The organism is Arthrobacter sp. APC 3897 (assembly GCF_030407495.1).
Taxonomy (GTDB): Bacteria; Actinomycetota; Actinomycetes; order Actinomycetales; family Micrococcaceae; genus Arthrobacter_B.
The window spans coordinates 42,590-68,704 of sequence record NZ_JASDDG010000016.1; the positions used below are offsets into that span (position 1 = coordinate 42,590).

The 26,115-nt window shown below is 64.1% G+C and carries 20 protein-coding genes and 1 tRNA gene; 11 read left to right on the plus strand and 10 right to left on the minus strand.

The features are described from left to right. Positions 1 to 3 precede the first annotated feature (3 nt). The 3 genes from dmpG (at position 4) to QMA10_RS09420 (ending at position 3,680) form a co-directional block, all read left to right on the plus strand. Positions 4 to 1,029, plus strand: a complete 1,026-nt coding sequence (gene dmpG / locus QMA10_RS09410; RefSeq protein WP_290167780.1) for a 4-hydroxy-2-oxovalerate aldolase — start codon at positions 4 to 6, stop codon at positions 1,027 to 1,029. 74 nt (positions 1,030 to 1,103) lie between these two features. Beyond that, a complete protein-coding gene (locus QMA10_RS09415) occupies positions 1,104 to 1,832 on the plus strand; it encodes a helix-turn-helix domain-containing protein (protein ID WP_290167783.1) in 729 nt (242 codons plus the stop codon). A 132-nt stretch (positions 1,833 to 1,964) separates the two neighbouring features. Continuing rightward, positions 1,965 to 3,680 carry a bifunctional 3-(3-hydroxy-phenyl)propionate/3-hydroxycinnamic acid hydroxylase gene (locus QMA10_RS09420; RefSeq protein ID WP_290167785.1) on the plus strand — a complete coding sequence of 572 codons (1,716 nt, stop codon included), beginning with the start codon at positions 1,965 to 1,967 and terminating at the stop codon, positions 3,678 to 3,680. A gap of 85 nt (positions 3,681 to 3,765) precedes the next feature. On the opposite strand, the gene QMA10_RS09425 is transcribed toward QMA10_RS09420, so the two are convergent. Then, a complete protein-coding gene (locus QMA10_RS09425; RefSeq protein WP_290167787.1) occupies positions 3,766 to 4,632 on the minus strand; it encodes an alpha/beta fold hydrolase in 867 nt (288 codons plus the stop codon). Between the two features lie 193 nt (positions 4,633 to 4,825). Between QMA10_RS09425 and QMA10_RS09430 the strand changes: the two genes are divergently transcribed. Further along, on the plus strand, positions 4,826 to 6,298 hold the full coding sequence (locus QMA10_RS09430; RefSeq protein WP_290167788.1) for an NAD(P)/FAD-dependent oxidoreductase: 1,473 nt from the start codon (positions 4,826 to 4,828) through the stop codon (positions 6,296 to 6,298). A 56-nt stretch (positions 6,299 to 6,354) separates the two neighbouring features. Here the strand turns inward: QMA10_RS09430 and QMA10_RS09435 are convergent, their stop codons facing one another. From QMA10_RS09435 to upp, 3 genes are all read right to left on the minus strand, one after another. Then, positions 6,355 to 6,879, minus strand: coding sequence for a histidine phosphatase family protein (locus QMA10_RS09435; RefSeq protein WP_290167790.1), 525 nt, complete (start codon positions 6,877 to 6,879; stop codon positions 6,355 to 6,357). Positions 6,880 to 6,937: 58 nt separating this feature from the next. Then, complete coding sequence (locus QMA10_RS09440; RefSeq protein WP_290167791.1) at positions 6,938 to 7,801, minus strand: winged helix-turn-helix domain-containing protein; 864 nt, start codon at positions 7,799 to 7,801, stop codon at positions 6,938 to 6,940. A 517-nt stretch (positions 7,802 to 8,318) separates the two neighbouring features. Continuing rightward, positions 8,319 to 8,954: a uracil phosphoribosyltransferase gene (upp, locus tag QMA10_RS09445; protein WP_290167792.1), complete on the minus strand. Its 636-nt coding sequence runs from the start codon at positions 8,952 to 8,954 to the stop codon at positions 8,319 to 8,321. A 98-nt stretch (positions 8,955 to 9,052) separates the two neighbouring features. On the opposite strand from upp, the gene tadA reads away from it, so the two are divergent. From tadA to QMA10_RS09460, 3 genes are all read left to right on the plus strand, one after another. Then, positions 9,053 to 9,520 carry a tRNA adenosine(34) deaminase TadA gene (gene tadA / locus QMA10_RS09450; protein WP_290167835.1) on the plus strand — a complete coding sequence of 156 codons (468 nt, stop codon included), beginning with the start codon at positions 9,053 to 9,055 and terminating at the stop codon, positions 9,518 to 9,520. Between the two features lie 62 nt (positions 9,521 to 9,582). After that, positions 9,583 to 10,068 carry a pyridoxamine 5'-phosphate oxidase family protein gene (locus QMA10_RS09455; RefSeq protein WP_290167794.1) on the plus strand — a complete coding sequence of 162 codons (486 nt, stop codon included), beginning with the start codon at positions 9,583 to 9,585 and terminating at the stop codon, positions 10,066 to 10,068. Positions 10,069 to 10,143: 75 nt separating this feature from the next. Beyond that, positions 10,144 to 10,231 (plus strand) — tRNA-Ser (locus QMA10_RS09460). Between the two features lie 73 nt (positions 10,232 to 10,304). Here the strand turns inward: QMA10_RS09460 and QMA10_RS09465 are convergent. Continuing rightward, on the minus strand, positions 10,305 to 11,324 hold the full coding sequence (locus QMA10_RS09465; RefSeq protein WP_290167795.1) for a DUF808 domain-containing protein: 1,020 nt from the start codon (positions 11,322 to 11,324) through the stop codon (positions 10,305 to 10,307). Between the two features lie 145 nt (positions 11,325 to 11,469). Between QMA10_RS09465 and QMA10_RS09470 the strand changes: the two genes are divergently transcribed. Next, positions 11,470 to 11,790, plus strand: a complete 321-nt coding sequence (locus QMA10_RS09470) for a DUF1905 domain-containing protein (protein ID WP_290167796.1) — start codon at positions 11,470 to 11,472, stop codon at positions 11,788 to 11,790. Positions 11,791 to 11,866: 76 nt separating this feature from the next. After that, the gene (locus QMA10_RS09475; RefSeq protein WP_290167797.1) at positions 11,867 to 12,508 is read left to right on the plus strand and encodes a hypothetical protein; all 642 of its coding nucleotides are present in this window, start codon (positions 11,867 to 11,869) and stop codon (positions 12,506 to 12,508) included. Positions 12,509 to 13,074: 566 nt separating this feature from the next. On the opposite strand, the gene QMA10_RS09480 is transcribed toward QMA10_RS09475, so the two are convergent. The 5 genes from QMA10_RS09480 to QMA10_RS09500 all read right to left on the minus strand — a co-directional run bounded on the left by QMA10_RS09480 (position 13,075) and on the right by QMA10_RS09500 (position 21,687). Further along, positions 13,075 to 13,479 carry a hypothetical protein gene (locus tag QMA10_RS09480; RefSeq protein WP_290167799.1) on the minus strand — a complete coding sequence of 135 codons (405 nt, stop codon included), beginning with the start codon at positions 13,477 to 13,479 and terminating at the stop codon, positions 13,075 to 13,077. A gap of 578 nt (positions 13,480 to 14,057) precedes the next feature. Beyond that, complete coding sequence (locus tag QMA10_RS09485; RefSeq protein WP_290167800.1) at positions 14,058 to 14,522, minus strand: hypothetical protein; 465 nt, start codon at positions 14,520 to 14,522, stop codon at positions 14,058 to 14,060. A 248-nt stretch (positions 14,523 to 14,770) separates the two neighbouring features. Then, on the minus strand, positions 14,771 to 15,511 hold the full coding sequence (locus tag QMA10_RS09490; protein WP_290167802.1) for a hypothetical protein: 741 nt from the start codon (positions 15,509 to 15,511) through the stop codon (positions 14,771 to 14,773). 41 nt (positions 15,512 to 15,552) lie between these two features. Continuing rightward, positions 15,553 to 21,195, minus strand: a complete 5,643-nt coding sequence (locus QMA10_RS09495; protein WP_290167803.1) for a DUF6531 domain-containing protein — start codon at positions 21,193 to 21,195, stop codon at positions 15,553 to 15,555. A gap of 210 nt (positions 21,196 to 21,405) precedes the next feature. Then, a complete protein-coding gene (locus QMA10_RS09500) occupies positions 21,406 to 21,687 on the minus strand; it encodes a pyrophosphorylase (protein ID WP_290167804.1) in 282 nt (93 codons plus the stop codon). A gap of 355 nt (positions 21,688 to 22,042) precedes the next feature. Here QMA10_RS09500 and QMA10_RS09505 point away from each other — a divergent pair, with 355 nt between their 5' ends. Continuing rightward, positions 22,043 to 24,775 (plus strand): hypothetical protein, encoded by a 2,733-nt coding sequence (locus tag QMA10_RS09505; protein ID WP_290167806.1) that lies wholly within the window; start codon positions 22,043 to 22,045, stop codon positions 24,773 to 24,775. A gap of 17 nt (positions 24,776 to 24,792) precedes the next feature. Next, on the plus strand, positions 24,793 to 26,115 hold the full coding sequence (locus QMA10_RS09510) for a hypothetical protein (RefSeq protein WP_290167808.1): 1,323 nt from the start codon (positions 24,793 to 24,795) through the stop codon (positions 26,113 to 26,115).

The following is a 26,115-nucleotide window of genomic DNA, read 5'->3' on the forward strand; positions in this document are numbered from 1 at the left end:
CCCTTGAGCACCACGACTGCGCCCTTCAGCGTCCGTCTCACCGACACCACTCTGCGCGACGGCTCCCATGCCATGAGCCACAAGTTCACCGAACGCCACGTCCGCGACGTGGTCCGCGCCCTGGATGACGCGCGCGTTGACGTCATTGAAGTCACCCACGGTGACGGACTGGGCGGCTCCTCCTTTAACTACGGGTTCTCCCTGACCCCGGAACTGGACCTCATCAAAGCGGCAGTGGACGAAGCGAAGCGGGCCCGCATCGCCGTCCTCATGCTGCCGGGGCTGGGCACCATCCATGACCTGAACCAGGCGCACGACGCCGGTGCCTCGGTGGCGCGCATTGCCACCCACTGCACCGAGGCGGACATTTCGATCCAGCACTTCCAGCACGCCCGCAAGCTGGGCATGGAGACCGTGGGCTTCCTGATGCTCTCGCACCGCACCTCTCCGGAGAACCTGGCGAAGCAGGCGCGGATCATGGCCGACGCCGGCTGCCAGTGCGTCTATGTGGTGGACTCCGCGGGCGCCCTGATCCTGGAAGACGTGTCCGACCGCGTTGAAGCCCTGGTATCCGAACTGGGCGATGACGCGCAGGTGGGTTTCCACGGCCACCAGAACATGAGCTTCGGCGTGGCAAACTCGGTGTTTGCCGTGCGTGCCGGAGCCAAGCAGATTGACGGCACGCTGGTTGCCCTGGGCGCCGGCGCGGGAAACTCCCCCACCGAGGTCCTCGCAGCTGCGTTCGACCGCCTGGACATCGCCACGGGCGTGGACACCCAGGCCCTGATGGCTGCCGCCGAGGACATCGTGAAGCCGTTCATCACACGCATGCCGGTCATGGACCGTGCCTCCATCATGCAGGGTTACGCCGGGGTGTATTCCTCCTTCCTGATCCACGCTGAACGGGCAGCCGAGCGCTACGGCGTTCCGGCCTACCGGATCCTCGAGGAAATCGGCAAGGCCGGGTACGTGGGCGGCCAGGAAGACATGATCGTGGACGTCGCCGTCCAGCTTGCCGGCGCCAGGTAACCAGCAGCACACGAGGCAGGGTTCCGCATTCCGCGGCACCCTGCCTCCTGCGTTCCTGTGAAAAGATCGTCACCGTGGCCCAACACCAGACCGATGCAGCACGCGCTGCAGATTCCCAGCCCGCCCAGTCGTCCCGTACCGCGGGGTCCCAGACCCTCGCCCGGGGCCTGGAGGTGCTGCGTGCCGTTGCCGCGGCACCGGACGGCATGGCAGTGGCGGATGTCGCCGCGAATGCCGGTGTGCACCGGACCGTGGCCTACCGGCTCCTGAACACCTTGGAGGACGCGCGCCTCATTCACCGGGGCGGGGACGGCCGCTACCGCGGCGCGGCGGGGCTGCTTTCCCTCTCGTCCGCTGCGCATTCCTCCCTCGCCGCAGCGGCGAGACCGGTGCTGCGCGGGCTGGCTGACCAGCTGGGTTCAACGGTGTCTCTCCTTGTCCGGCAGGGGCAGGAGGCCGTTGCGCTCGCCGTCATCTCACCGGCGGACGGCACTTACCATGTGACCTTCTCCGAAGGCAGCACGCACCCCCTGACCCGCGGTGCCGCCGGACACGCCCTGCTTGCCGCAGCACCCGGCTCAGCGGATGAAGCAGAATCCGTGACCCGCGTCCGGCAGCTGGGCTTCGCCAGCACCTACGGCGAAGTGGAACCGAATATGCACGGGCTCGCAGTACCCCTCGACGCCGCAGCCACCGGAGTTCCGGCCTGCCTGAATGTTATTTCAGCACGCAGTGACGCTGCAGGGAACCCGGTTGCCCTGCTGCAGTCCGCTGCTTCCCGCATCGCTGCCCTTCTCCGCTAAACCGTTCCGCCCCTCAGAACGCCACATTGACCTGCGTCACACAGGATGCTGTGATGTGGGTCTAGTTCTGTGTAAATAACGAATCTAGATGAACATTATTTACACATTGTTGACGCTTTGAAAGGGCCTTCCGTGAACAAACCGCAGGACACCGCACCCCGGGACAGTGAAGTCCTTATTGTCGGAGCCGGTCCGGCCGGCTTGATGCTGGCCAACATCCTTGGCATGTACGGCCGGCGGGTGACGGTGCTGGAAGCGATGGACACCCTCATCGATTTCCCCCGCGGGGTTGGCCTGGATGACGAATCGCTGCGCACCATCCAGACCGTGGGCCTGGTGGATTCCGTCCTGCCGCACACCACGCCGCAGCACATCATGCGCCTGGTCAACGGGGCCGGGAAGGTCATCCTGGTCAACAATCCGCAGACGGACGAGTTCGGGTGGGGCCGGAAGCACGGGTTTATCCAGCCCGCCGTGGACCGCGTCCTGTTTGAAGGCCTGAGCCGTTTCGACAACGTGCAGGTCCTGTTTGGCCACCGCGTCGAGGATGTGGAGGAGACCGCAGACGGCGTCACCGCCACAGCCCTGGTGTCCGGGCCTGACGGCACAGTGCAGGAACGCCTGTTCACGGCGCAGTATCTGGTGGGCTGCGAGGGCGGCAAATCCCCCACCCGCAAGCGCCTGCGCACCACGTTCGACGGCAAGTCCCCCGCCACCCGGTGGCTTGTCGTGGACGTCAACAATGACCCGCTGGGCACGCCCAATGTGTTCCTCGGCGCCGACCCAAAGCGCCCGTATGTCTCCATTGGCCTGCCGCATGCCGTACGCCGCTGGGAATTCATGCTCCATGACCATGAGACGGAGGACCAGGTCACCGATCCGGACTACGTCAACGCACTCCTGAAGGACCATGTCCCGGATCCCTCGCAGCTGTCCTTCATCCGCCGCCGGGTGTTCACCCACCACGGGCGGGTGGCCGGCACCTTCCGCCGGGGGCGCCAGCTGGTGGCCGGCGACGCAGCCCACCTGATGCCGGTGTGGATGGGCCAGGGGTGGAACTCGGGCATGCGAGATGCCACAAACCTCGGCTGGAAGCTGGCCTCGGTACTCTCCGGACAGGCCGGCGACGCGCTGCTGGACACCTACACTTCGGAACGCCGCGAGCACGCCCAGGCCATGGTCGATCTGTCCCTGACCTTCGGCAACATCATCAAGATCACCAACCCTCTGCTGGCGGCAGGGCGGGACGCCGCCTCTTCGGTGCTGAACCTCTTTCCGTCAGTGAAGAGCTACTTTTCGGACATGAAGTTCAAGCCGATGCCGCGCTACACGCAGGGCGTCCTGGCGGACCCGGGAACCAGGACGGCAGGCCGGGCAGCAGCGCGGATCGCCGGGAACCTGATCCCGGTCCGCACTGCCAACAGCAGGGTTTCTCCGGTGGGCGTGCAGTTCCCCCAGCCGCGGGTGAACTTCCGGCACGGCCGCGATGTCCGGCTGGATGACGCCGTCGGCAACTGGTGGTCCGTGATCGTCTGGGGCAACAGCCCCAAGGACGTACTGCCGGACGCGTCGCTGGAAAAGCTCCGCGCCCTCGGCGCCAAACTCGTCTGCATCCTGCCGGAAACGCAACGCGAATGGGCGGAAAAGAGCATGGGTGAAGACGTGCTTGTGCTGGGTGATTCCACCGGCCGGATGAAGAAATGGTTCGACGACCGCCCCACACCCATGGTGTTCCTGCGCCCGGACCGCTTCGTTGCCGGCGCCTGCCTGACCCAGGACGGTCCGGCCACCCTGGACGCAATTCTGGCCTCCATGTCCTTCAACCCGCAGCCGGCCGAGCTGCACTGACCTGCCTGCGCTGACCGTACGACGACGGCGGCCTGCCTCCCCCGGGAAGCCGGCCGCCGTCGTCGTACCGGATTGAAGGCGCGTCCTACTTGGCGCCGATGCCCTGCGCCGTGAGGTACTGCTTAACCACGGTGTTGAATTCTTCGGCGCGCTCCACCTGGGACCAGTGGCCGCACTGGCTGAAGATGTGGGCGTCCGCCGTGGGGATCACGTTCAGCAGCTCCCAGGTCCGCGACGGCGGGATCACCACGTCCTGCATCCCGTGGATGAGCAGGACGGGGACGTCGAGCTTGGCCAGCACGTCGAAGTCCAGCGGAAGGGCATCCCGGTCACGGTCGCGGGCCGTGACAACTTCCACCAGCCGGTCCGAAGCGGTGTCATTGAGCGCGGCCTGGTACCGCAGGGAAACCAGCTCCTCGGTCACCAGTGACTTGTCGACCACAAACTGTTCCAGCGTGCGGCGGATACCCGCTTCGGAGAGCTCAGGCTTGGCGTGGCCGGAGAGTGCCGCGGTCTTCTTGGCACCGCCGGTACCCATGGAAACAATGCCCAGCAGGCGTTCCGGGAAATCGATGGCGAACTGCATGGCAACCCAGCCGCCGATGGAATTACCCACGATCCAGGTTTTCTCGATGCCGAGCGCGTCGAGCACACGCACCGCGTGGCGGACCCATTCCCTGATGCCGTATTCCGTGCCGGGCGCGACGATGGACTGGCCGTAGCCGATGGAGTCGATGGCAATGCAGCGGCCCAGCTCGGAAATATCCGGCAGGTTCAGCCACCAGTTGGCGGCTGCGGTGACTCCGGTCCCGGAGCCGTGCAGGAACAGGATCGGGGTCCCTTCGCCGAGCTCGTGATAATGGGTTACCTCGCCGGGAGCAGTCTCAAGCCATTTATCTTCCAGGCCGAAAAACGCGTCGGTGGTGTAATCGGGAATCTGTACGGTTGTCATGGGCACTCCTGCTAACTCGTCAACGCGCCCCGGCCCAACGGTCCGGCGGCATGGATCACGGCGGTCTCTGCGCAGTGCGCAGCTGTCCTTTCTTCCAGCCTAGGTATGAGGGAGGCAGCAACGGTGTCCGCGTGCCGAGGGGCGGAACGATGCCGGGGTTCCGTCCGCCGACGACGCGTGCCAAGCTCTTTGCATGACTGATCAGGAAGACAGCCCCGCACCCCGGCACCCGCAGCAGCTCGAGACCGACGTCGTCGTCCTTGGCGGCGGCGCGGTAGGTGAGAACGCAGCCGGGCGGGTGGTCCAGGGCGGTCTGGAAGCCATCCTCGTGGAGCCGTCACTCATTGGCGGCGAGTGCTCCTACTGGGCCTGCATGCCCTCCAAAGCCCTCCTTCGTCCGGGCACCGCACTGCACGCAGCACAATCCGTTGCCGGTTCCCGCGAAGCGGTGACCGGCGCCCTCGATCCACGGGCGGTGCTTAAACGCCGCGACAGCTTCACCTCACACTGGGATGATTCCGGGCAGGAGGACTGGGTCCGCGACACGGGAATCGGCCTGGTGCGCGGACGTGGACGGCTCACGGGTCCCCGGGAGGTGCGCGTGGAGTACGACGACGGCGGCTCCGTCACTATTTCTGCGCGCCGCGCGGTGGTGCTGGCCACGGGGTCCGTGCCGGCGCCTCCGCCGCTCCAGGGCCTGGAAGACGTCGACTACTGGGGCACCCGCGAGGCCACCTCGGCGCAGGAGGTCCCGCCGCGGCTGATCGTTCTCGGCGGCGGCGTGGCAGGCACCGAGCTCGCCCAGGCGTGGGCCCGGCTGGGTTCGAAGGTAACTCTGCTGGCGCGGCACGACGTACTGGAGAAGTATCCGGAACCGGCACGGGAGCTGGTGAAGGCGGGACTGGCGGAAGACGGCGTGGACGTGCGCACCCATACCGGGGCGGAATATGTTCGTCCGGCCGGAGACGGCGGAGTGGAACTCGGGCTTGGCGACGGTTCGGTGCTCAGTGCAGACCGGCTGCTCGTGGCCACCGGCCGGACGCCGGCACTGGCCAATCTGGGACTCGAGGAACTGGGACTGGATGCGCTGCGGCCGGATGCGCACAGGCCGGAAACGGATGACTCCGGGCTGGTGCACGGCACCGACTGGTTGTACGTGGTCGGTGATGCCGCGGGCAAAGTGCTGCTGACCCACCAGGGAAAATATGAAGCGCGGGCCGCCGGGACTGCCATCATTGCCCGGGCCCGCGGAGAACTCCCGCCTTCCGGGGCACCGGAGCCCTGGAGCCGGGCGGCAGCCACCGCGGACCGCGCTGCTGTTCCCCAGGTGGTCTTCACCGATCCGGAAGTGGCCACTGTCGGCCGGACCCTGGAACAGGCGCGGGCTGACGGCATCAATGCCACGGAAACCTCGCTGGAGCTTTCCGTGGCGGGTTCCGCGCTGCACAGCGACGGCTACCGGGGCTGGGCCCAGATGGTGGTTGATGAAGACCGCAGGGTTCTGGTCGGTGTGACCTTCGCCGGCCCCGACGTATCCGAACTCCTGCATGCAGCCACCATTGCCGTCACCGGCGAAATGCCTCTGGACCGGCTGTGGCACGCGGTGCCCGCCTACCCCACAATCAGCGAAATTTGGCTGCGGCTGCTGGAGAAATACGGCTTGTAGCGCAGTCACCAGCCACCCCGCTGCGTTTGGCGCCGTGCCGGGATTTGCAGGTCAGGCTAGGCCCTGCGGACAATAAAGTCAGTCACCCGGGCGTCGCGCCCGTCGAGTTCGGCCCACGGCTTGTCCGTCTGCATCACGGTCAGGCCGGACGTGGGATAGCGCGTGGCCATTTCCATGACGGCGTCTTCATCTGAATCGACGGAAGCCAGCCGCATGGCCAGGTCCTGCACGCCGGGCAGATGCGAAATGACCAGCAGGCTGGTCACGGTCTCCGGCACGTTGTTGATAATGCTCAGAATTTGGGTGGCCGGGGCGCTGTAGAGCCCGTCCTCAAGTTTGGGCGTTGGCCCCTTGTCGCCGAGTTCCTCGCAGATCCAGGTGCAGGTCTGCCGGGTCCGCAGTGCGGAGGAGCAGAGGATGAAGTCCGGGATGGAGTTGTGTTCCACCATCCAGCGACCGGCCAGCGGGGCGTCGCGGTGTCCCCTGCCGGACAGGGGGCGTTCGTGGTCGGAGACATCCCGGGGCCAGTCCGCCTTCGCGTGCCGCAGGAGCATCAACTTTTTCAGGTGGTGGCCGCTCATGGGCCCAGTCTATCGGCGGTGCCGGGATCCGATCTCCGGCCCCGGCACCGCCCCGGCATCAGATGCTGTATTCAGGCGCCGCCCACACAACAACCTCGGGGTGCTCATAGAAGCGGTAGCCCTGGCCCCGGACCGTCCGCACCGTGTTGGCCAGCCGGCCCAGCTTGGAACGGAGCCGGCGGATGTGAACGTCGATGGTCCGCTCATTGGGCACTTCCTCGGCGTTGCGCCACAGCCCGGCCAGCAGTTCTTCACGGCCAACGGTGCGGGCGGCGTTCTCCACCAGGTAGTTGAGGAGCTCAAATTCCTTGAAGGTGAGGTTCAACGTGTCGCCGTCCAGGTGCACTTCCCGGCGGGAGAGGTCAATCAGGACCCCTGAAGGCCTGGGTGCGCTCTGGGCCTGGACCGGCTGGGCCGCTTCAGCGCGGGGGCGGCGCTGCACCGTGGGGTCTCCCAGGGCCTGGCGGACGACGTCGATATCGGACCCGGCCGCTTCCGCCGGCGCCAAGGCAACGGCAGCGTGACTCTGGGCACCGGGGCACAGCGTCTGAATGTAGGCGCGGACTTCCTGGGCGAGCTTGGTCAGCGACGTGCCGTTGGCTGCCGCCTGGCTCTCGTCCAGACCGACGTAAATCACGAATCCACGGGCAACGGTGTCATTGCTGACCGGCTGGGGACCCGGAATCCCGTTGGGCGCGACTACTGCGGTGGGTGCCGTCATGGGCGAAGCCTCACTTGTGGGAGGAACGGACTGCAGGCGGGTCTCCGGCCTGCCGAACCCCTGGGCACCGTACTGCTGCGGCGCGTACCCCTGGGCCCCGTACTGACGGGGGAACTCCCCCATGGCACCCTGCCGCACTGCGGCGGCCCGGTTCTGCGAATTGCGCAGTGAGATGTGTACGTACCCTGATGCTACTGACATGTTGCAACCTCAATGTGAATTACCGTCATCACGCTCGAATGCTGGGGGTGTGCCCAAGTCGAGATGGCGCAGTTTCGCCCGTCATTGGGCCTGAGTGGTGCCTGAAAGATGGGGGTGGGTCAGTCAGGCGTGCATTCGACAACAGCACGTCTTCCCAACGGCGGAGCCGGAGAGAAGGACTGCGACAGGTGCTGCCGTGTGGATGTTCACATTACGGATTATTGCATGTAACAAAGGTTGTTGCGCAAGTAACAATGCAGCAGTTGTCTCACCATGTGGAACGTTTGGGCCCAAATGTGAGCTACTTCACTAAATTTCACCATCAGGTGCAGGGCGTTCTGTTTTTGCGCCGAGGCTATATTTAGGCCTTCCAGAGCCGCCGGGGGACGTCTCAAGGCAAAAAAACGCACCCGTTCATAAGTGATCTTATAAACGGGTGCGAGTCAAGTAATGCTGCAAGTGTCCAAATAATGGACGGCTCTCTTGACCGGGCAGGCGGTCCTGACGAAGCGGCGGGTTAGTCTACGACGCCGTACAACCGGTCTCCGGCGTCACCCAGGCCCGGCACAATGTAGGACTTCTCATCCAGGCGCTCATCGATGGAGGCCAGCACGATGGTGACGTTGGCGTCGGCCAGCTCGGACTTCAGCACCTCGAGGCCCTCCGGGGCGGCCAGCAGGCAGATGCACGTGATGTCTGCTGCTCCGCGCTTGAACAGGAACTTGATGGCTTCGCGCAGGGTTCCGCCGGTGGCCAGCATGGGGTCCAGGACAAAGACCTGACGGCCGGTGAGATCATCCGGGAGCCGCTCGGCGTACGTGATCGCTTCGAGGGTTTCCTCGTTGCGGGCCATGCCCAGGAAACCAACTTCGGCTGTGGGGACCAGACGGGTCATGCCTTCCAGCATTCCCAGGCCGGCGCGCAGGATGGGCACCACCAGCGGGGTCGGCTTGACCAGACCGGTGCCGACGGCGGAGGTTACCGGCGTCTCGATCTCAACGGGCTCAACGCGGACGTTGCGGGTGGCTTCGTAGGCCAGGAGGGTGACGAGTTCTTCCGTGAGCTGGCGGAACACCGGTGAAGGGGTGTCCTTGTCGCGGAGAACGGTGAGTTTGTGGGCAACTAGGGGGTGATCCACTACAAGTACGCGCATGCTTCAAAAATACCACTCGCAGCCGGCCCCTCCCCTGCCGCGCGGGGATCCCGTCCGCTTTCCGGGCACTGCCGCAACTGCGGGAAGATAGGACCATGATGCCCCCCACCGCACAGCACGAGTCCTGGATGGATCTTGCCCTGACCCAGGCCCGCGGCGCCCTGACAACGCAGGACGTGCCGATCGGCGCCGTCGTCGTAGGTCCGGACGGAACCGTGATCGGCACCGGCCGCAATGAACGCGAGGCCACGGGTGATCCGACCGCCCACGCCGAGGTGGTGGCCATCCGTGAGGCTGCTGCCGCTGTTGGCGAATGGCGGCTGGACGGCTGCACGCTGGTGGTCACGCTGGAGCCGTGCGCCATGTGTGCCGGGGCGATTGTCCTGTCCCGGATCCCCAGGGTGGTCTTCGGCGCCTGGGATGAAAAGGCGGGGGCCGCGGGGTCGGTGTTCGACATCCTCCGTGAACGCCGGCTGAACCATTGGGTGGAGGTCTTTCCGGAGGTTCGTGAGGCGGAGTGTGCCAGGTTGCTCACGGACTTTTTCGGCTCTCGGCGATCAGGCTGACAGCCGGGGGATTCCTACGTAGGCTTACTAACTCAGAATCCGATATCCCAAGGAGTTCAGTAATGAGTTCAGACCAGGACGGACTGGCTACAGTCGTCAAGATTCTCGAGCACGCCGACATTGCACAGCTGACCACGGAGGACCTGAGCGGAAAGCTGGTCAGCCGGCCGCTTCAGCTGCAGGAAACGGATTCCGACGGCAACCTTTGGTTCTTCACCCAGGACCCCTCGCCCAAGGCGGATGAGATCCGGGCCAACCCGAACGTGAACGTCTCGGTGCATGATTCCAAGGGATACCTGTCCATCAGCGGCACGGCAACCATCACCAAGGATGAGGGCAAGATCGAAGAGCTGTGGAAGTCCTCGGTTTCCGCCTGGTTCGACGAAGGCCGCGAAGATCCCTCGATTGCCCTGATCAAGGTGGATACCGACACCGCCGAGTACTGGGCTTCAGACGAACCGCGGGTGGCCACCATGTTCAAGATCGCCAAGAGCGCCGTCACCGGAGACACCCCCAACATCGGCAAGAATGACGTCGTCGACCTCTAGTTTCATGAGCCGCTCAGGACTGCGGGGCCGGCCGTTTTGGGGCATCGGCCCTTCACCCGGTAAGGTTGACGCGATGGTGACGTGTCCGAGCGGCCGAAGGTGCAACACTCGAAATGTTGTTTGGTGAAAGCCAACGTGGGTTCAAATCCCACCGTCACCGCCAGATGAGAAAGACCCCGTTTCCCTTGTAACTCAAGGGAAACGGGGTCTTTTGCTTTGCTGGAGGCCAGCCGCGCTTATTCGGCGTCGGTGTCCGGCTTCTTCGGCCGGTGCCCGGCAATCGCCGCTCGGGTGTCACCGGGTTCGTGCCCGGCCTTCTTCTTGCCGAACGGCAGGACCTTCTTCAGCGGCACCAGGACAGCCATGACCACCAGGCCCCAGGCCAGTCCCACCACAGCCGAGCACAGCGTGTTCACGAGCCAGCCCAGGAAGCCGCCCACCACCGCAATACCGGCGAAAGGATGCTCCAGGGCATGGACGAGGTCATACGGGGCATGCCAGCCGAGATCGGAGACCCCCACCAGCATGATGTGTCCGCCGACCCAGAGCATGGCGATCGTGCCGATGAGGGTGATGGCAGCCAGCACGGCCGGCATTCCCTTCACCAGCAGGCCGCCAAACCGCTTGGAACCTGCAGAGTCCTTCTTGGTCAGATGCAAGCCAATGTCGTCCATCTTGACGATCAGTCCAACAGCCCCGTAGACGAGCACCGTGATCGCTATGGCCACGACCACCAGGATCACAGCCCGGACCCAGATGGAGGCATCCGCTACCTCGTTCATGGAGATCACCATGATCTCGCAGGACAGGATGAAGTCGGTGGTGATGGCGCCCTTGACGACCTTGGACTCGGCGTCGGGTCCCCGCTCCACCGCCGGTGCCTCTTTGGTCTCGTGATGACCGAAGAACTTGTGCCACACCTTTTCAGCACCCTCGTAGCAAAGGTAGGTGCCGCCCAGCATGAGGATGAACGGGATCACGCCGGGGATGAAGGCGCTGATGAGCAGCAGTGCGGGCAGGATGATCAGCAGCTTGTTCCGCAGCGATCCCCAGAAGATCTTTTTGATCATGGGCAGTTCGCGGGACGGATCGGCGCCGGACACGTACTGCGGGGTCACTGCGGCGTCATCAATAACGACGCCGGCCGCCTTGGCTCCTGCTTTCGCGGCGCCGGCAGCGATGTCGTCAACCGAGGCTGCGGCGATGCGGGCCAGGGCGGCGACGTCGTCCAGCAGGGCAACGAGCCCGCCGCTCACAGCCGGACTCCCTGCTGGTGCGGTGCAGTCAACTGCTTCTGGAGGGCGCCCTTGAGGCGTGGATTTTGCATACCGAAATTATAGGTTGCCGGGCTTTGGCACCGGCTATTCCGTTGGCTGTGCCTCTCGGACTACCTTCGACGATGTGGACACAAATTTTTGTGCTGAGGTGTTCGAGTGGCGCGGACCGGCACCGTTCTATTGGCTGCGCCTGTCCGAAGACGCGGCTGACTACGTGCGCATCCAGGCTGCCGCTGCCAGCTACGGGTGGGGCGCCGTTCCCGTCCGTGTCAGGATCGGATCCACGGATTGGGAGACTTCACTTCTCCCCCGCAGCGGAGGGTATGCATTGCCGCTGCGGAAGGACGTCCGCCTCAAGGAACGGATAGACGACGGCGACACGGTGTCCGTTGGGTTGAGCGTAGCCACCCGGGGAGGCCGGGCTGCCGCTGCCCCGGGACGATGAACCCCGCAGCGATTCCGGAATGCGACTGCACATCCTCTTTTAAAGTAACTCCAAAGGATCGAATACAGTCCTATTCATGATCTCCACGAAATTAATGCCCAAAACTCATTTCGGCCGCAGTTCATCAGGCATCGCATTGGCCATGGCCGCCGTGTTCATCGTTTCGGGCTGCGGCGGTAATACTGAACCGCAGGCTGAAGCTGTCCCGACAGCAGAGGAAACGTTCACGCCGCAGGCGCAGTGGCCAGAGGGGGACGAAAAGGGGACGCTCGCCAACCCGTACAGCATCGGCGAGGAAATGGTCGACGGCGACTGGTCCCTCACCATTGATGACATCAATCTGGATGCCAATGCTGAGATGGCAGCCAAGGACAGCATTATCTCCAAGGTTGATCCGGAACCGGGCAATACCTGGGTGATTCTCACGGCGACGTGGACATACAACGGTGACGAGCCGGCGGAGGGTGGCACAAGCTTCGCTGTGGTTAATGAGAACTGGAATGACGCCTTTGACACCGAAAATAGGTACGGCACCACCTTTAATGACGTTTCGACGCTGAAACCCGACGAGTCAGAGGCAGGTCCTGCGGAGCCCGGCTCATCAGTGACCGGCGAGGCTATCCTGCAGATGCCGGTGGAATATGCGAACGATTCAAGCATGATCGTCGCCAAGTTCAATTATGACGGCCTCGACGAGCACCTCGTCAAAATCGATTAATTCTTCCGGTTCACTGGAAAACGGCCGCATGCAGTACGGCGCGGGCCGTCACCCATGAGCCGATGACTCCGCGGGGATCGTCTGCGCCGCGATCCCCGCGCCGGGCTACGGCTGCCGGCCGGTCTGCCCCTCCCATGCAGGACCATAGGGGGGCCATGAGGCCAAAACGGACCTCAGCCGACTGCTCGGAACGATCAACCTCGGCATCATCCCTAGAAATTCATGCACCCCACGGTGAGTCCGCACCTGCCACCATGAAGCCGCACCACGACCACTGGCTGATCCGTCCGCTCCAGTCACAGTGCACTCGACCGATGCTCGTTGACTGTCGTTGTAACCAAAAACCCAACCGTCCTTCCGCTGTTACGTGACGATTTCGCCTGGGCAAAGAGCGCGGGGTGGGACAGGAAATTCGCATGCCTGCATAATCCGCTTCCGTCTGGTCAAGCGGTTTCACGGTTCCTGCTGTTGTCACGCCAAGGAGCACCAGCGTTCATGCCAGCCATCGGTGCCCGGCATCTGCATCATTTATACCTCGATCGTCTGCCAAGAAACGCCCGTTCAAACTAACCGGAAAAAGCTCCCGCATCATTAAGCATTGACTGAACAAGAAAGCATTGACCGAAGAGGAAAAAGAGAAGCATGGGTACACCGATGCAGTAGATGATCATTCGCCCACCCTTATCCATGTAATCTATATCGGGTTTGGGATTCAGCAGAGGCCGCACCGTAAAGAAAACAGCCAAGGGCATTATTGCTACTACTAAGGGCATGGGAAGGCCGCTTCGACCAAGCCTTCCGCTATAAGCAAGTCTTGTGTCAAGGGGAAGAACAATAAACGCAAAAACCGCGATGGCCAGGCACAGGATCAACACCCAAATACCCAGCAGCTTGGCGATTTTGTTCGCTCGGCCGCCAAGCTCAATGTCACGCTCCGTATACTTCGGGGAAGTACTTGTGTCGTCACTCATCACGTGGTGCCTCTATGGGCAGACCCTCCCTGCGTTTCATCGACGGTAGGCAGCGCCTCAAAAGCTAAAAGCTGAGTATCAGTAGCTGTCATCATCCCACGTCCATTAAGGTTTCAGCCCCGTTCCTCGCCAAACACCTCTGGAGCTTTTCGCCAGAACGCTGGCAACCAACAGCGATCGAGATACTGACCAGAAGCACCAGTACGGCCAGGACAACGAGCATTATCCGCGGCCATGCGAACGGCGCGAGGTTTCGGAGCCAGGCGGTTTCCTTCAAGGTCTGGTAGTGAACAAAGATCAGGCACCGGGACGGGCCGTGCATTTTGGTCATTCTCTATTCCTCTAGTTAGGGACAAGCGCGTGGCTTCTGCTTCTGCACCTGTGACCCATTCCGGCCCCAGCTTCGCAGCCCCCGGTTCCTGAGGAAGTCGCCCAAAGCTGCTGCCGCGGAGTCGAAGTCATTCACCAGCCTCGACGGCATGTAGCCCACGATCTTTCCCATGGGGACCTCCACCGTCTCATCCGGCAGGTGCCCTCGACGCGTCAGAACCGCCCATGGGCGCTCATCGGCAGCAGCGTTACTGCGGTGGCACACAATCCCTGACTCGGAGCACCCGACCACCTCCAGCAACAGTGCTGAAGCCACGCCCGTCGACCTGCCACACCGCTTTCTTGACGGGCGCCGTCTTGCGGCGCTGCGCCGCAGTCCGCCAGGCGACGCCGATGTTCGATCCGCCGACAAGCGCACCCATCCACGCCACGCCCGCCGGCCCGAATGCCTCCACCTCGGCCAGCAGGGCGACACACACCACCAGGGCCGCAATTAAGCACACCAGGGTCACCCAGGCATGGCGCGCTCCGAGGCGGAACAGCCAGACTCCCAGGACTGTCCCGGCCGCAAAGGCCACCAGGGCGAGCCAGGTGACGTCTTGCCGCCCAAGGAACACCATGGCGATGGTGCCGCAGAGAATGGCGCTGCCCAGTACAAGGTAAGCCAGCCCTGATTCCTGACTGGCCTTGGATCGCTTAGTTGTGCTGTTCATCAATCCTGTTCATATTTACCAGCCCAATCGTCCCTAGACCCAGCACTGCCAATCCAAGCATCGTCCCCCAAAAGATCCATCGATCTTTGCGCAATTGCTGCGGGGACCTCGGTGAAAGATCTAGCATATTTCTTCTTCTGCCTGGCGGGATATCAATTCACCTCGCGAGTGATCCAGTGTCGCATCCCTTCATGCATGACAGGTCTAATCAGTTGAATGGCAATGCATCACAGACCCAAGCGGGAGCTCTAACCGAACCGAAAGTCCAGCACGTCGGTGCCGGAAACCCAGGGCAGACCTGGGTCCGGGCCTCTATGATGAAAAAAGCCGCGCAATGCCGTACTGGCGGTTTCTAAATCGACAACAAACCTCCTTGGCGCATAGGCAGGACCGGAAGGAAGCCTGATTTCAGTCTCGTCTTTCCCCGCCGTCGCCCCCAGGACCCTCCACTGGCTGTTATCCCGGAAACTAGATGTGCAGTGCACAATAAACCCCGTGGCAGCGTTACCAACCGCCTCGAAAAGGGCCTCGTTGCGCTGGACATAGAAACGACCCGTACCTGCACTGTCCCACGACGCCAGCGCGTTCAATCCGTCGGCCCGCGCGCTCTCGGTCCGTGAGTTCTCGGAGCCGTTGACCAGCCAGACATCAGCCGGAGTGGGCTTGCTGATCAGGATGCCTTGTCTGATGACGCTGCCCACCATCACACCAATGGCATTGGCTGGTATCAATACCGCCCATAGCCCGGACCATGGAGAGGGAAGCAACTGGGCAAGAACAGCGCATTCCGCTATGACAACAATGAATAAAATGACCGTTACCAGGTTCTCCCGAACCAGCGCCCTTATCAGGCTACCGCCGAGAAGACCGGAGAAGATCAGAACCATGGACTCCGGCCCATAGGTGCCGTTAGTACTGAGAAAAACAGTAATAAACAGGGTGACTGAGAAGAATAATGCAATTCCCAGCGGAATACCTGCGTGCTTCACAAAGCTCCGAAGATGCGACGGACTTTGTCTTGTATTCATATCTACTCACCCGTAATCAAGAACTTCGCGGATTCAATCCCGGCCAGGGTCCCTGCTCCTATGCCTCCGGAGCGCAGCAGAGCCTGTTTATTAACCCCGTTTTCAAGAAGGCCGGCGACCGTACTTGTATTCGTCCGTGCCGCTTGGGACAGCGTACTAGAGGGAGAAGGGCCGCCGGGGAGATAGGTCAGCCCCCCGCCAGTAATGGCCGCCCAGGTGAGATCCCCCGCACGTATCTCGTCCCCCGCGATGGTCTTGTCGGCCAATGTACCGGCTACGCCGCCGCCGCTCCCGAGAGCTGTCATTCGCCACAGCGTGTGTGACGTTCGACTTGCAGTGCCGTTGGCTAGCGCATACACCGAGTGTCCTCCGGCTTTGGCGAGGGTCCCGCCTGCAGGACCGGCAAGTCCTCCGACGGCGCCGCTGACTCCACCCCCGACCATGGCCCCGGCGAGCCCTCGCCAGCTGTCAACCCCTCCGTTCTTGACCGTGTAGATAGCCCCGCCGCCGACAGCACCTGCGGCTCCGTTCACTCCTGCGTTGATCGCTGCGTAGCCGCCAAGCCGCGACAACGACGACGACGTTGCCATAGCCGCACGTGACGCCGCGATGCCTGCACCGCCCAGAGCACCAGTCACGCCCACTGCAGCCGATTGCGCCCAATTGACCTCGCCGGTGGTGGCCTTCTGGATGACGACGTCGGCGCCAAAGCTCATCAATCCCAAACCGGCAACCTGGCCGCCGGGTACAAACATCAGCGCCAAGCCGGCCGCTACTGCCACGCCGCCGACGATATATGAGTGCTCGTTCATCCAGTCACCTACTGCCGTAAACGCTCCCCGGTTGGAACCGTCGTAGGCCTTCAGCTCCTCATCCGTCAACGGACTCAGTCCCGTCGGGTCCGAAGTGTTCAACGGGTTGTTGCCCGCGTAGGAGTACGGGTTCCCGTCCCAGCCAGCGCCGAGGACCGGGGCCAGCGGGTCCGTGGACAGGAAGCCGCGCGTAGCGGGGTCGTAGCCACGGGCGCCTAGCCATTCCAGCCCCGCGATATCCAGGCCACCGTCGCCGGTCAGACCGATGCCAGCGGGCAATCCACCGGCCATTCCGGGCGCTGTCCCGATGCCGGGCATGGCGCCTCCGGACATAGTTCCCGGTTCGGGGATGACCGAAGCGCCCAGCACCGCCCACGGATCAGTTTCATCCGTAGGACGGGCAGCACGCCACCCCGGCGCGACCCAAGCCTCGCCGATCCCGGTCACACCGCCGGGCAGGTTCAACACCTGCTCCTCGCTGATACCGGCCAGCGTCGGCACCGCGCTGGCACTGTCCCACCACACCGGGCAGCCATCCACGGACGCCAGCTCACCCAGAGCATCCACCCACAACGTATGCCGCGCCGTTTCCGCCCCGTCCGGGGTGCGGTCCACAGCCCCCTGCAGATACCCCGTCTCGCCCCAGGCGTATTCAGTCCAGGACCCGTCCGCGCCGATCAGCCGCGACCGGCGGCCCAACCCGTCGTAGACGTACTCCGTCCGGGAGCCGTCCGGATCCGCAACCGAGAGCAGCTGCCCGGCCGCGTCATAGGCATAGCTGCGGGGTCCAGCCGGGGTGTGTTCGCGGACCAGGCGTCCGCCGGCGTCGTACTCCCATTCCGGGACCTGCGCGCGGGCGTTAGCTGCAGCGCCGGTTTCCCGCATCGGCGTGGTGGCTGCGGCAACCAGCTGTCCGGCACCGTCGTAGCCGTACCGGCTCACCGTGCCTGCCCGGGTCAGGCCGGTGATCCGGCCGTCCTCATCCCGGCCGATCAGGGTGATATCCGCAGCGCTGTCAGAATCCGCTCCGTTGGTGCGGGTGTGCTCGGACAGGTACCCGTTCCGGTATACCCATTCCTGCGCCAGGTCCCCGGCAGTGACAGCGGTCAGGCGGCCTGAGGGGTCATGCGTGAACTGCGCTTCTCCAAGGCGGGGCTTGTGCACGGTCTTGACCCGCCCGGCAGCGTCCCGTTTATAAGTGGTGGTGGTCCCGGTGGTGTCAGTGAAGGACGTACGGTTCCCGTCCGCGTCATACTCCCATGACAGGCCCTCGCCTCCGCGGATGCGGGAGGTCAGCTGGCCCCGGCGGTTGAACCCGAGTTCGTGCTCGACCGTCAGCTCGTCAACACCGGTGTGATCACTAATGACCACGCGGCGGTTCATAGCGTCGCGGTCCACGGAGGCCAGCAGCTTTCCGTTATGGGAGGTGCTCTCCTCCCGTCCGGCCGCGTCATAGGTCCAGGTGGTGGTGTTGCCGTCCGGGTCCGTCTGGGACAGCTGGCGCCCCGCCGGATCATAGGTCGCCGTAGTGACCCGGCCCAACGGATCGCTGACCGAATCCACCTGATCCGTCTCGGTATACGTGCGGGTCGTAACCCCGCCCAGCGGGTCGGTGATCCGGATAAGCCGGCCGCGGACGTCGTACTCGAACCGGGTCCGGCCACCGACGCCGTTGACGGTCTCGGTCAGTTCCCCGGCCACGTTGTACTTGAACCGGCGGGTGCCGTACCAGGAGTCCTGGGAGAAGCTCAGCCGGCCGACCTTGTCATACCCGTACCTGGCGTTGCCGTTCCCGGCGGTGACCCGCAGGATGAGCCGCCCGGCAGCGTCGTATTCGAAGGTTTCGGTTTCCCCGGTGGGAAGGATCCGTGCGGTCACGCGCTGATCAGCGTCATATACCAGTTCCGTCACCGCACCCAGCGGATCAACCGTTTTCCACGGACGTCCGCAGACATCGTATTCGTACCGGGTCACCGCACCGGACGGGGAGGTCACCGAGATGATCTTCCCGGCAACATCGCGTTCCAAGCGGGTCAGGCCGCCGTCGCCGTCGAGTAGTTCCACCGGGTTCCCGGCTGCGTCATAGGTGGTCAGCTCTGCGGACCCGTCCGCAGTTTCGGAACGGACCGGCCGGCCGTATTCATCGAACGTGTAGGTGGCGGAGGAGAACGCATCTGCCACGGTGGCGGTGCCGGCCCGGCGGTCCGTAGCGACCTCCGACCTCACGCCGGTCGGGTCTACGACGGCGGTGAGGTTCCCGATCTTGTCGTACTCACGAATCCAGTCGTGCCCGGCCGGGTCCGTGATCCCGGTCAGCCGAGACAGGGTGTCGTGGGTGAAGCCCCAGCGGGCGCCGTCGGGCAGGATCGCTGCGGTGACGTTGCCGAGTTCGTCAAAGACCCGCTCAATACTCCGGCCCAGCGGGTCGATGGTGCGGACCAGCTCGCCGTTGGCAGCGTATTCCAGTGCGGTCCGGCCGCCGTCCGGTGCAACCGATGCGGTGATCCGCCCGGCGTCGTCGTATTCGAAGGACCAAACGGCGCCATCGGGGTCCTCACGCCGGGCCAACAGCCCGGCAGCGTTATAGGTGAAGCGGGTTTCCGCGCCGGATGGAGTGATGCCGGCTGCGGGGCGGCCGGCCTCGTCGCGGAGAATCCTTGCCGTGTCCCCGACAGCGTTTCGGGTTGCAACCAGGTCACCATATTGGTCGTAGTCGAACTCCACGCTTACGCCGGCCGGATCGGTGACGCGGGTGAGAAGCCCGTCCCGCCATTCCAGTTCAGTGCGCCCGCCCAGCGGATCCATGATCACCGAGGGATCACGGGAAAGCTCATCCGCGTACTCATAGGTGACAACGGACCCGGATTCCGTGACCAGGGTGGTGATGCGGTCCTGCTCGTCCCATCCATAGGTCAGATCTGCGCCTTCGGGCGTGACGGTGCGGATGCGGCGGCCCCGCTCGTCATAGGCATGGACGGTGACGGCGCCGTCGCGTTCGGTGAAGGAGACGAGGTTTCCGTGCCGATCATAGGCCATGGACTGGCGGTGGTCGTGCGAGTCCAGGACCCCGACCAGGCGGCCCTTGGTATCAGCGATCCAGGAGTTGGAGCGGGTGCCGTCCTCGTCCGAGACCGCCGTGACCCGGCCGGGCAGGTACGCAAAGCGGGTGCGGCGGCCGTGCTGGGTCACCTGCAGGATCACCCGGCCCTGCTCGTCATAGGTGTTTTCGGCTTCTAGAACTCCGGCCGCGGAGTACACGGCGTCAATCAGCCCGGCGTCGTTCCACCGGTACGTGCGTGTCCCGGTTTCGGTGGTGACGCTGACGAGCCGGCCGGCGTCGTCGTATCCGTATTCGGCTCTGCGCCCGTCCGACGCCCTCACCACGGCGGCAAGACCGTTCACGTAATCGATGTCCAGGAACCGGCCGCGCACATGCGACAGCCGGGACACCAGGCCAGGGCGGCCGGCATCGTCGGCCTCACCGTTTTCCGCCGGGACCTCGCGGTGCACGGACACAGTCCGGCCCGGCCCGGACCCGGCACCCAGCCACACCCCGGCCAGGGTGTAGGCCCACCAGGAGCCCCGGTTGTCGCGGACCACCAGCAAATCCGTGCTGCCCTCACTGACGGCGGACAGCTCTGCGAAGATGGCCCCGGCGGCCGGTTCGCGGGTCAGCCAATAGTTCTCCCCGATTCCACGGGCCCAACCCTCGCCTTCCCGGGGGAAGCCCACTGCGCGTCCGTCGGCCATGGTCCAGGTACAACCGTCATCCGAGAGCTCCAGATGCTGATCCAGGACAGATGCCCAGCCCGGGCCAAACGCCCCGACAACTTCCTGCGGCGCCAAGGAGTTGTACATCCTCGACAACACCAGGTTCGAGGCAGCGCCGGTAAACCCCAGATCCCTTTCGGGTTCAATGAAGTTGCCCGTGGCCGTGTTCACCGGGTCATCGGCGTATCCGGTGGTCGGGACCGCGCCATAAGCCGTAGGCGGATCAATGACCAGCGCGCCCCGCGTAGCGTCTACACCCGCGGCGGCTAAAGCAGCTGCCAGGGCCGCGTCTGACAGGGTTGAGACGTTCCCTTCGCCTCCTGCTGCCGCGAATGCGTCAGCGAGAGTGGTGGCCCATACCGCGTCGGCTTCATTGGCATCCCGGTATTGCTTGAGGGCCATGAGCACCCCGCCGGCTTCGATGGTGCCCCAGTAGCAATTGTCCGTGAAGTCAGTGAGCTGGTTCCTCAGGCGCCCCACCATCCCGTCCAGCTCATCATCCAAAGCCCGGGAGTCGGCCGCGAACTGCCGCAGGTTGGCCGGCCGCGCCGATGACGTTCCTCCGCCGTAGCCTCCGCCGCTGCCCGGCTGTGGAGTGGTGCGTGGCGCGACCGTTGCTGTCTGCTCGAAGTTCGGTCCCGGCACCGGGTCCATATTCGTGCGTTCCTTGACCCCGGTGATCCAGTCGGTGAACTTTTCCCACCCGTTGCGGTCTAGGTAATCCCTGACCCACGCGTTGTTTTCCCGTCGCCGGTTGTCCTCTTCCCGTCCCGCCTCGCTCATTTTCCTGACGTACTCGCCCACTTGGCGGAGCGCTTCAGCGAGCCGCTTGGCGTCGTTGGCCGCAGTATCGGCGTTCTCCTGGAAAATGTCCGAGAAACGTCCTTTGAAGTCTTCCTTTGCCTGCTGCACATAGGCGGAACGCGAGCCGGACTTTTGCTCAATGGAATCAGCCGCGGTTTCGAACATACGCTTCACGGTGGCCGCAACGCCATAGTCGTAGCGGCCGCCGTATTTGCGGTCCGATTCCGGCAACAACGGCATTTCGACAAAATCAGTCATATTCAGGCCCCCCACTGAGCGAGAAAAAGAAACACAAGAACATTCGGCGGCCCCGGCGCGGGAGGTAAACCGCGGACAACTGGCACGCACACTAACAGGGAACCGGCTCGAAGAACCGGACCGGGCTTCGGAAAAGCATGAAAGGGCCGGGCAGCCAGCCGTCGGAACGGTGCCTCCCCGGCCCTACACCAGCAAGCAGTTACCAGATGCTCAGGCGCCGCCGCCTGCGGAGAAGATGTCCTGTGAAATCTTCTGCAGCTGTGTCCGCAGCTCTTCCAGCTCCTGGCGGGCCTTGTCCAGGGCAGCCTTGGTTTCCGGCCACGTGGATCCGCGGAACTGCGCTGCAAGCGGGCCGTCCCAAACGTTCGGATCCGACAGGATCTTGCCCTGCGCATCCAGTGCGGCAATCTGATCCGTGAAACCGCCGTTGATAATGGCCTGCACCTGGCCGATTGCGGACTTGGCCTGCTCAGTGGACAACACGCGTGACATGAAAATCTCCCCCTGTTGAGTCAATTACTTTCGACCGGCGAATCAACCGCCAGGTGCCGCACAGGTGCGACAGCCAGTGATTACCTCGCGCGCCCCAGAGTACCAATTTCACTACATTAGGAAAGCGCGACACGTCATCTAGATGCCGGATAGCGTCTTGGCTGGAACCTCCTATTATGATTCTCAGGGCACTGCGAACGGATCCGGGGGACTAGTAACCATGCCGCAAAACACCCGCCTGCAAAAATTCAGGCGCCGAACCGCTCCGGGCAGATGGCTGGGCACACTTTTTATCACCGTCGGGTTGGTTGCCGCGGCGGCATGCACGCCGTCGCCCGAGCCCCAGGCAGAGGCTGTGTCCAATCCGGTCAAGCTGCTGCAGAGTGTTCATGTGGGCCTGTCTCCGGCAGCCGGAGTCCAGTCAGTTGAAGGAACCACCATCTCGGTGTCTGCCGAGGGTGCGTCCTCTGCTGCAGACACGACCTACGATGCCGAGGAGGCGGTGGACGGTCTGCCGGTGCGGGTAAGCCTGCAGTACCGTGCCGGCGAAAAGTCCGGCTCTGACCTCGCCGACTTACAGGGCCATACCGGTCCGGTCGAAATCGACCTGACGGTGGAGAACCTGACGGTCAAACCGCAGGTTGTGGAATATGACGCCGCGGGCCAGACCCACGCCAACACCGCCTTTGTGGGTGCCCCGCTAACCATTGCCGCGTCAACGAAGCTCAACGGTGTCCGGGTCGATGACATCACGCCGGGTTCCGCGGACGGGGCCCAGGGCACCAACGGTGTCCTCAGCCGTTCCGAAGACGGTGCCGCCGTAGTGCAGTGGGCCACTGTGCTGGCACCGCCGCGCTCGGGTGCGAGCACCACACTGCGCCTCGCAGCAGATGTCAGGGATTTCCAGGTACCGGACATTGACGTCGCCGTTCAACCGGGGATCAGCACCGATATGAGCGTTGACGGTGTGCTTGCCGCAGCCTTCTCCTCCGACGCGGGTTCGGAAATGGAGCTGCAGACCCGTACCATTTCCCTGGTCTCAGAGGTGAACACCGTCCTGATCAAAGCCGGGGCCACCATCACCGAAGTCCGGCAGAACCTGGATACCACCTCGCAAACCCTCGGCGCCAAGACAGCCGGTGAGCTGCGGGACAGTTCCGAAGCGCTGGCCGCCACCATGTCCGGGCTGAAGGACCAGCTGACCGCACTCGGTGCCAATCTGGAAACCGCCGCAAAAGGCACGCAGTCGGTGACCTTGTCCCAACTGCAGCAGACGGTGTCGGCGGTGGACTCCATGCTCGGAGACACCTCGGCACCTCCGCCCGTGACTCCGGTCGACGGCGTTGGCTGCGCTGCTGAGGTGGCCAAGCCCCGACCGGGCTCAACCGTCTACTCCAGCATCCTGACCATGGCCTCGCAGCTCGATGCCTATGCGACCGTCAACGCGGACTGCCGCGACACGGTGGCCGAAGCCATTGAAGCGACCATGGGCCCGCTTGATCCCACACCTGAGGAATGCGCTGAACAGGGTTCCATGACGTGCTCGCTTTACGGCTCCGCAGTGACAGTCACCGCCGCCTTGGTGGGCCTGGTGAAAAAAGGCGAGGCGCTGACGAACGAGTTGGAACCCAAAATTGTAGAGGGTGCGCTGGCTAACCAGCGGTCTTCCGCCGAGACCCTCAAACAGGCAAGCACGCAGCTCGCAGCCATCCTTGAGAAGCCGGACTCCCCGGAGGACTACAAGAGCGCACTCACGGGTGTGCTGCAGGCGATTGAGGCTGCTGAGGAATCCGGCCAGGCTTCTGCCGATGCCACCCGGGACGCATCCGCCGCAGCCCGCAGCAGCATCGACGGACTCCGGGACCGGCTCAGCGCCGTCGGATTGTCCGCGGAGACCGCCCGGACCGAGTTGCATGGCGGCCCGTTGTGGGACCGTTCCATGACGGCACAGAGCGAGGAACTTGCCGCAGAGTTGTGCGCGTTGGCAGACGGCGAAGCTCCGCGCGACGGCCGGCTCTCCACCCGCGATGCCGAGCGTCTGCGTTCCTACCTGACTTCTGTTCCCTGCGGACAGCCCGGTGAGACTGCCCCCATAGAAGCACTGACCCCGCCGCTCGGGTTCCGGGACCCCTTGGACGTACGGCTCGACGGTCAGTCCACGGCATGGGATGAAGTCCTGAGCCATGTGGATACCACTGGTGCAGACCAGGCCATTTCCCAGGCTTTCACTGCTTTGGATCAGTCGATTGACGGCATTGCCACAAATCTGGACGCAGTCAGTGACGCAGTTGCGGCCATGGACACCGCCGCCACAGGCGGTGCCGCAGGCACCCGCCGCGGACTTGTTGCACTGCAGGTGACCCTTGAGGACGCCATCGCCGGTTCGGCGGAGGTCCACACGAATCTGGAGAACGTAAAGTCCCAGCAGGAGAAGCTCCAGGAAGGCGTAAAGAATGCGCTGACTGAGGTCTCGGCCGAAACGGCCGAAGAGATTTACCGGGCGGTGGACGAGCAGGTGCGTCAGGTCAACGAGATCGGCACGGCAGGTTCCGAGTCTGTCACTTCGGCCTTCAACCGTTCCATCGCCGGGCTGAAGTCCACCTCGGACCAGGTGGTGAACGACGCCGGGGAGACCGTGGACCGGCAGCGCGGTCAGTTGCAGGAGGAAGGCAGCGCCCTGGCCGAAGCTCTTAGCGCGAGCACGCAGTCCTCACTGGAACGCATTGCTTCCAGCACATCAAACTCCACCCGCGATATGGAGGGCGCAGACGCCCTGCTGTCCTCCAGCCTCAACAAGGTGATGCTGGATTTGGGCGACCGGACGGTAAATGGATCCGGCCTCCTCGGTTCCATGGCCACCAGCGCCGCCAAAGCCGACACAGCGGATTACCAGCTGGCCCTGGCCGCGCAGAACGCCGAAGGGTACGCGAATATCCGGTCCCGAGATGTTGCGGCGCTGCTGCTCCGTCAGGCGCAGTTCAAAGCCTCGCTCACCGCCGTCGACGAGATGCCGGCCTTCCACCTCACAGTGCCTGACGGCGCTGTGTCGCAGACCCTGTACACGTTCAAGATCGGCGGCGCAGCATGAGCCCGCGGGCCCGGCTTATGACCCTGTTGACCGTGGGCATAGCCATGGTTGCCGCAGTTGTCATCGCCCTGAGCGTCATCCCGGACCGGCCCGAGGAAGCAGCGCGGCCGGACCCGGTGGCGGCAACGGTTCCCGTTGCGCTGAACGCCGACGGCGTGCCGGCAAAGTTCTCCCTTGGTGTCATCCTGACGTTTGGTTCTTCGGGTGAGCCCGGTTCCGAGTACAACCGGGCGGTGCAGGGAGCGGTGGTTGCCGCACAGAGATTCAGCAAGGGCGGCACCGAGGTAACCCTTTCCGCCCGGAATGACAGCGGCACGGAAGACGGCGCGCGGGAGGCCGTGCGTTCCCTCGCCGAGCAGGGTGTCTCCGGCGTGGTGGTCTCAACCACGGGAGCCCAGGCACGGGCCGCAGCCAAAGCGGCCGAGGAACTCGGACTGCCGGTGATCCTGCCCTACGCCGAACCTTCGGAGCCCGCAGATTCCACCTGGACCACCAGCCCGTCCGCCACCGCGCTCGATGCGGCCCTGGGAGCCGCACTGGAAGGAAAGATCCGGCTGCTGGTTGTCAACGACGGCGGTTCCGTCCCATCCGCGGCGGAGGGTGCACAGACGCTCAACCTGCAGGATTTCGAAGACATCACAGCGCTGGCGCAGGCGGCAGCCATCAGGACCGGAGATCAGCCCCTTCCCCCGGCGGAGGGCGCCTCCGCCGGGGCAGAATCTGTCCGGGTCTCTGATCCTGCGGACGCGGTGATTGTTTCGGCGGCGACACCGCACCGGTTGGCCCGGCTGGTCCAGTCACTGCAGTCCCGGGATGTTTCGGTTCCGATGGTCCTTTCCCGCGAGGCTACCGCCCCGGCCTTCGCAACAGAACTGTCCGTAGTCGACGGCGCTGTCTCGGGGCAGTTGATGAGCGTTGCGGCGGTAAACGGGGACGGTGCTGCACTGCGGCAGGATGCTCAGGGCCGCGGCATGTCGGCTTTCCTCTCTGCCGTGCGTATGTTTTCCGGGGATCCGCAGATCAAGAACCTGACCGGCGACGTCGCTTTCTCGGCCGATGCGTGGGCAGCGGATGCAGCCGGCCATGACGCCGTCGTCGCTCTGGTCCGGGCAGCGGCAGTCGCCGAAAGCAGCCTTCCACGAGATGTCAGCGAGGCGCTGAGCACCATGACGCTGGGTGCGGGCGACGGTCTGGCCGGCCCCGCGCTGGATTTCACCGCTGCGGCCGCTCTGACCGCAAAGCCAGTGCCGGTCCATGCCTCGTCACAGGACCTGGGTCTGCGGCCAACGGATGGAAGCGCACCGAGACTCGTCTGGGTGCCGGCAGCTACAAGCCCCTGA

Excerpts from the sequence above, each read along its gene's own strand:
- QMA10_RS09425 (WP_290167787.1), bottom strand. The coding sequence starts at position 4,632 with ATGACAACCGTACAGATTCCCGATTACACCACCGACGCGTTTTTCGGC.
- QMA10_RS09430 (WP_290167788.1), top strand. The coding sequence starts at position 4,826 with ATGACTGATCAGGAAGACAGCCCCGCACCCCGGCACCCGCAGCAGCTC.
- QMA10_RS09435 (WP_290167790.1), bottom strand. The coding sequence starts at position 6,879 with ATGAGCGGCCACCACCTGAAAAAGTTGATGCTCCTGCGGCACGCGAAG.
- QMA10_RS09440 (WP_290167791.1), bottom strand. The coding sequence starts at position 7,801 with ATGTCAGTAGCATCAGGGTACGTACACATCTCACTGCGCAATTCGCAG.
- upp (WP_290167792.1), bottom strand. The coding sequence starts at position 8,954 with ATGCGCGTACTTGTAGTGGATCACCCCCTAGTTGCCCACAAACTCACC.
- tadA (WP_290167835.1), top strand. The coding sequence starts at position 9,053 with ATGCCCCCCACCGCACAGCACGAGTCCTGGATGGATCTTGCCCTGACC.
- QMA10_RS09455 (WP_290167794.1), top strand. The coding sequence starts at position 9,583 with ATGAGTTCAGACCAGGACGGACTGGCTACAGTCGTCAAGATTCTCGAG.
- QMA10_RS09475 (WP_290167797.1), top strand. The coding sequence starts at position 11,867 with ATGATCTCCACGAAATTAATGCCCAAAACTCATTTCGGCCGCAGTTCA.
- QMA10_RS09480 (WP_290167799.1), bottom strand. The coding sequence starts at position 13,479 with ATGAGTGACGACACAAGTACTTCCCCGAAGTATACGGAGCGTGACATT.
- QMA10_RS09485 (WP_290167800.1), bottom strand. The coding sequence starts at position 14,522 with ATGAACAGCACAACTAAGCGATCCAAGGCCAGTCAGGAATCAGGGCTG.
- QMA10_RS09495 (WP_290167803.1), bottom strand. The coding sequence starts at position 21,195 with ATGACTGATTTTGTCGAAATGCCGTTGTTGCCGGAATCGGACCGCAAA.
- QMA10_RS09500 (WP_290167804.1), bottom strand. The coding sequence starts at position 21,687 with ATGTCACGCGTGTTGTCCACTGAGCAGGCCAAGTCCGCAATCGGCCAG.
- QMA10_RS09510 (WP_290167808.1), top strand. The coding sequence starts at position 24,793 with ATGACCCTGTTGACCGTGGGCATAGCCATGGTTGCCGCAGTTGTCATC.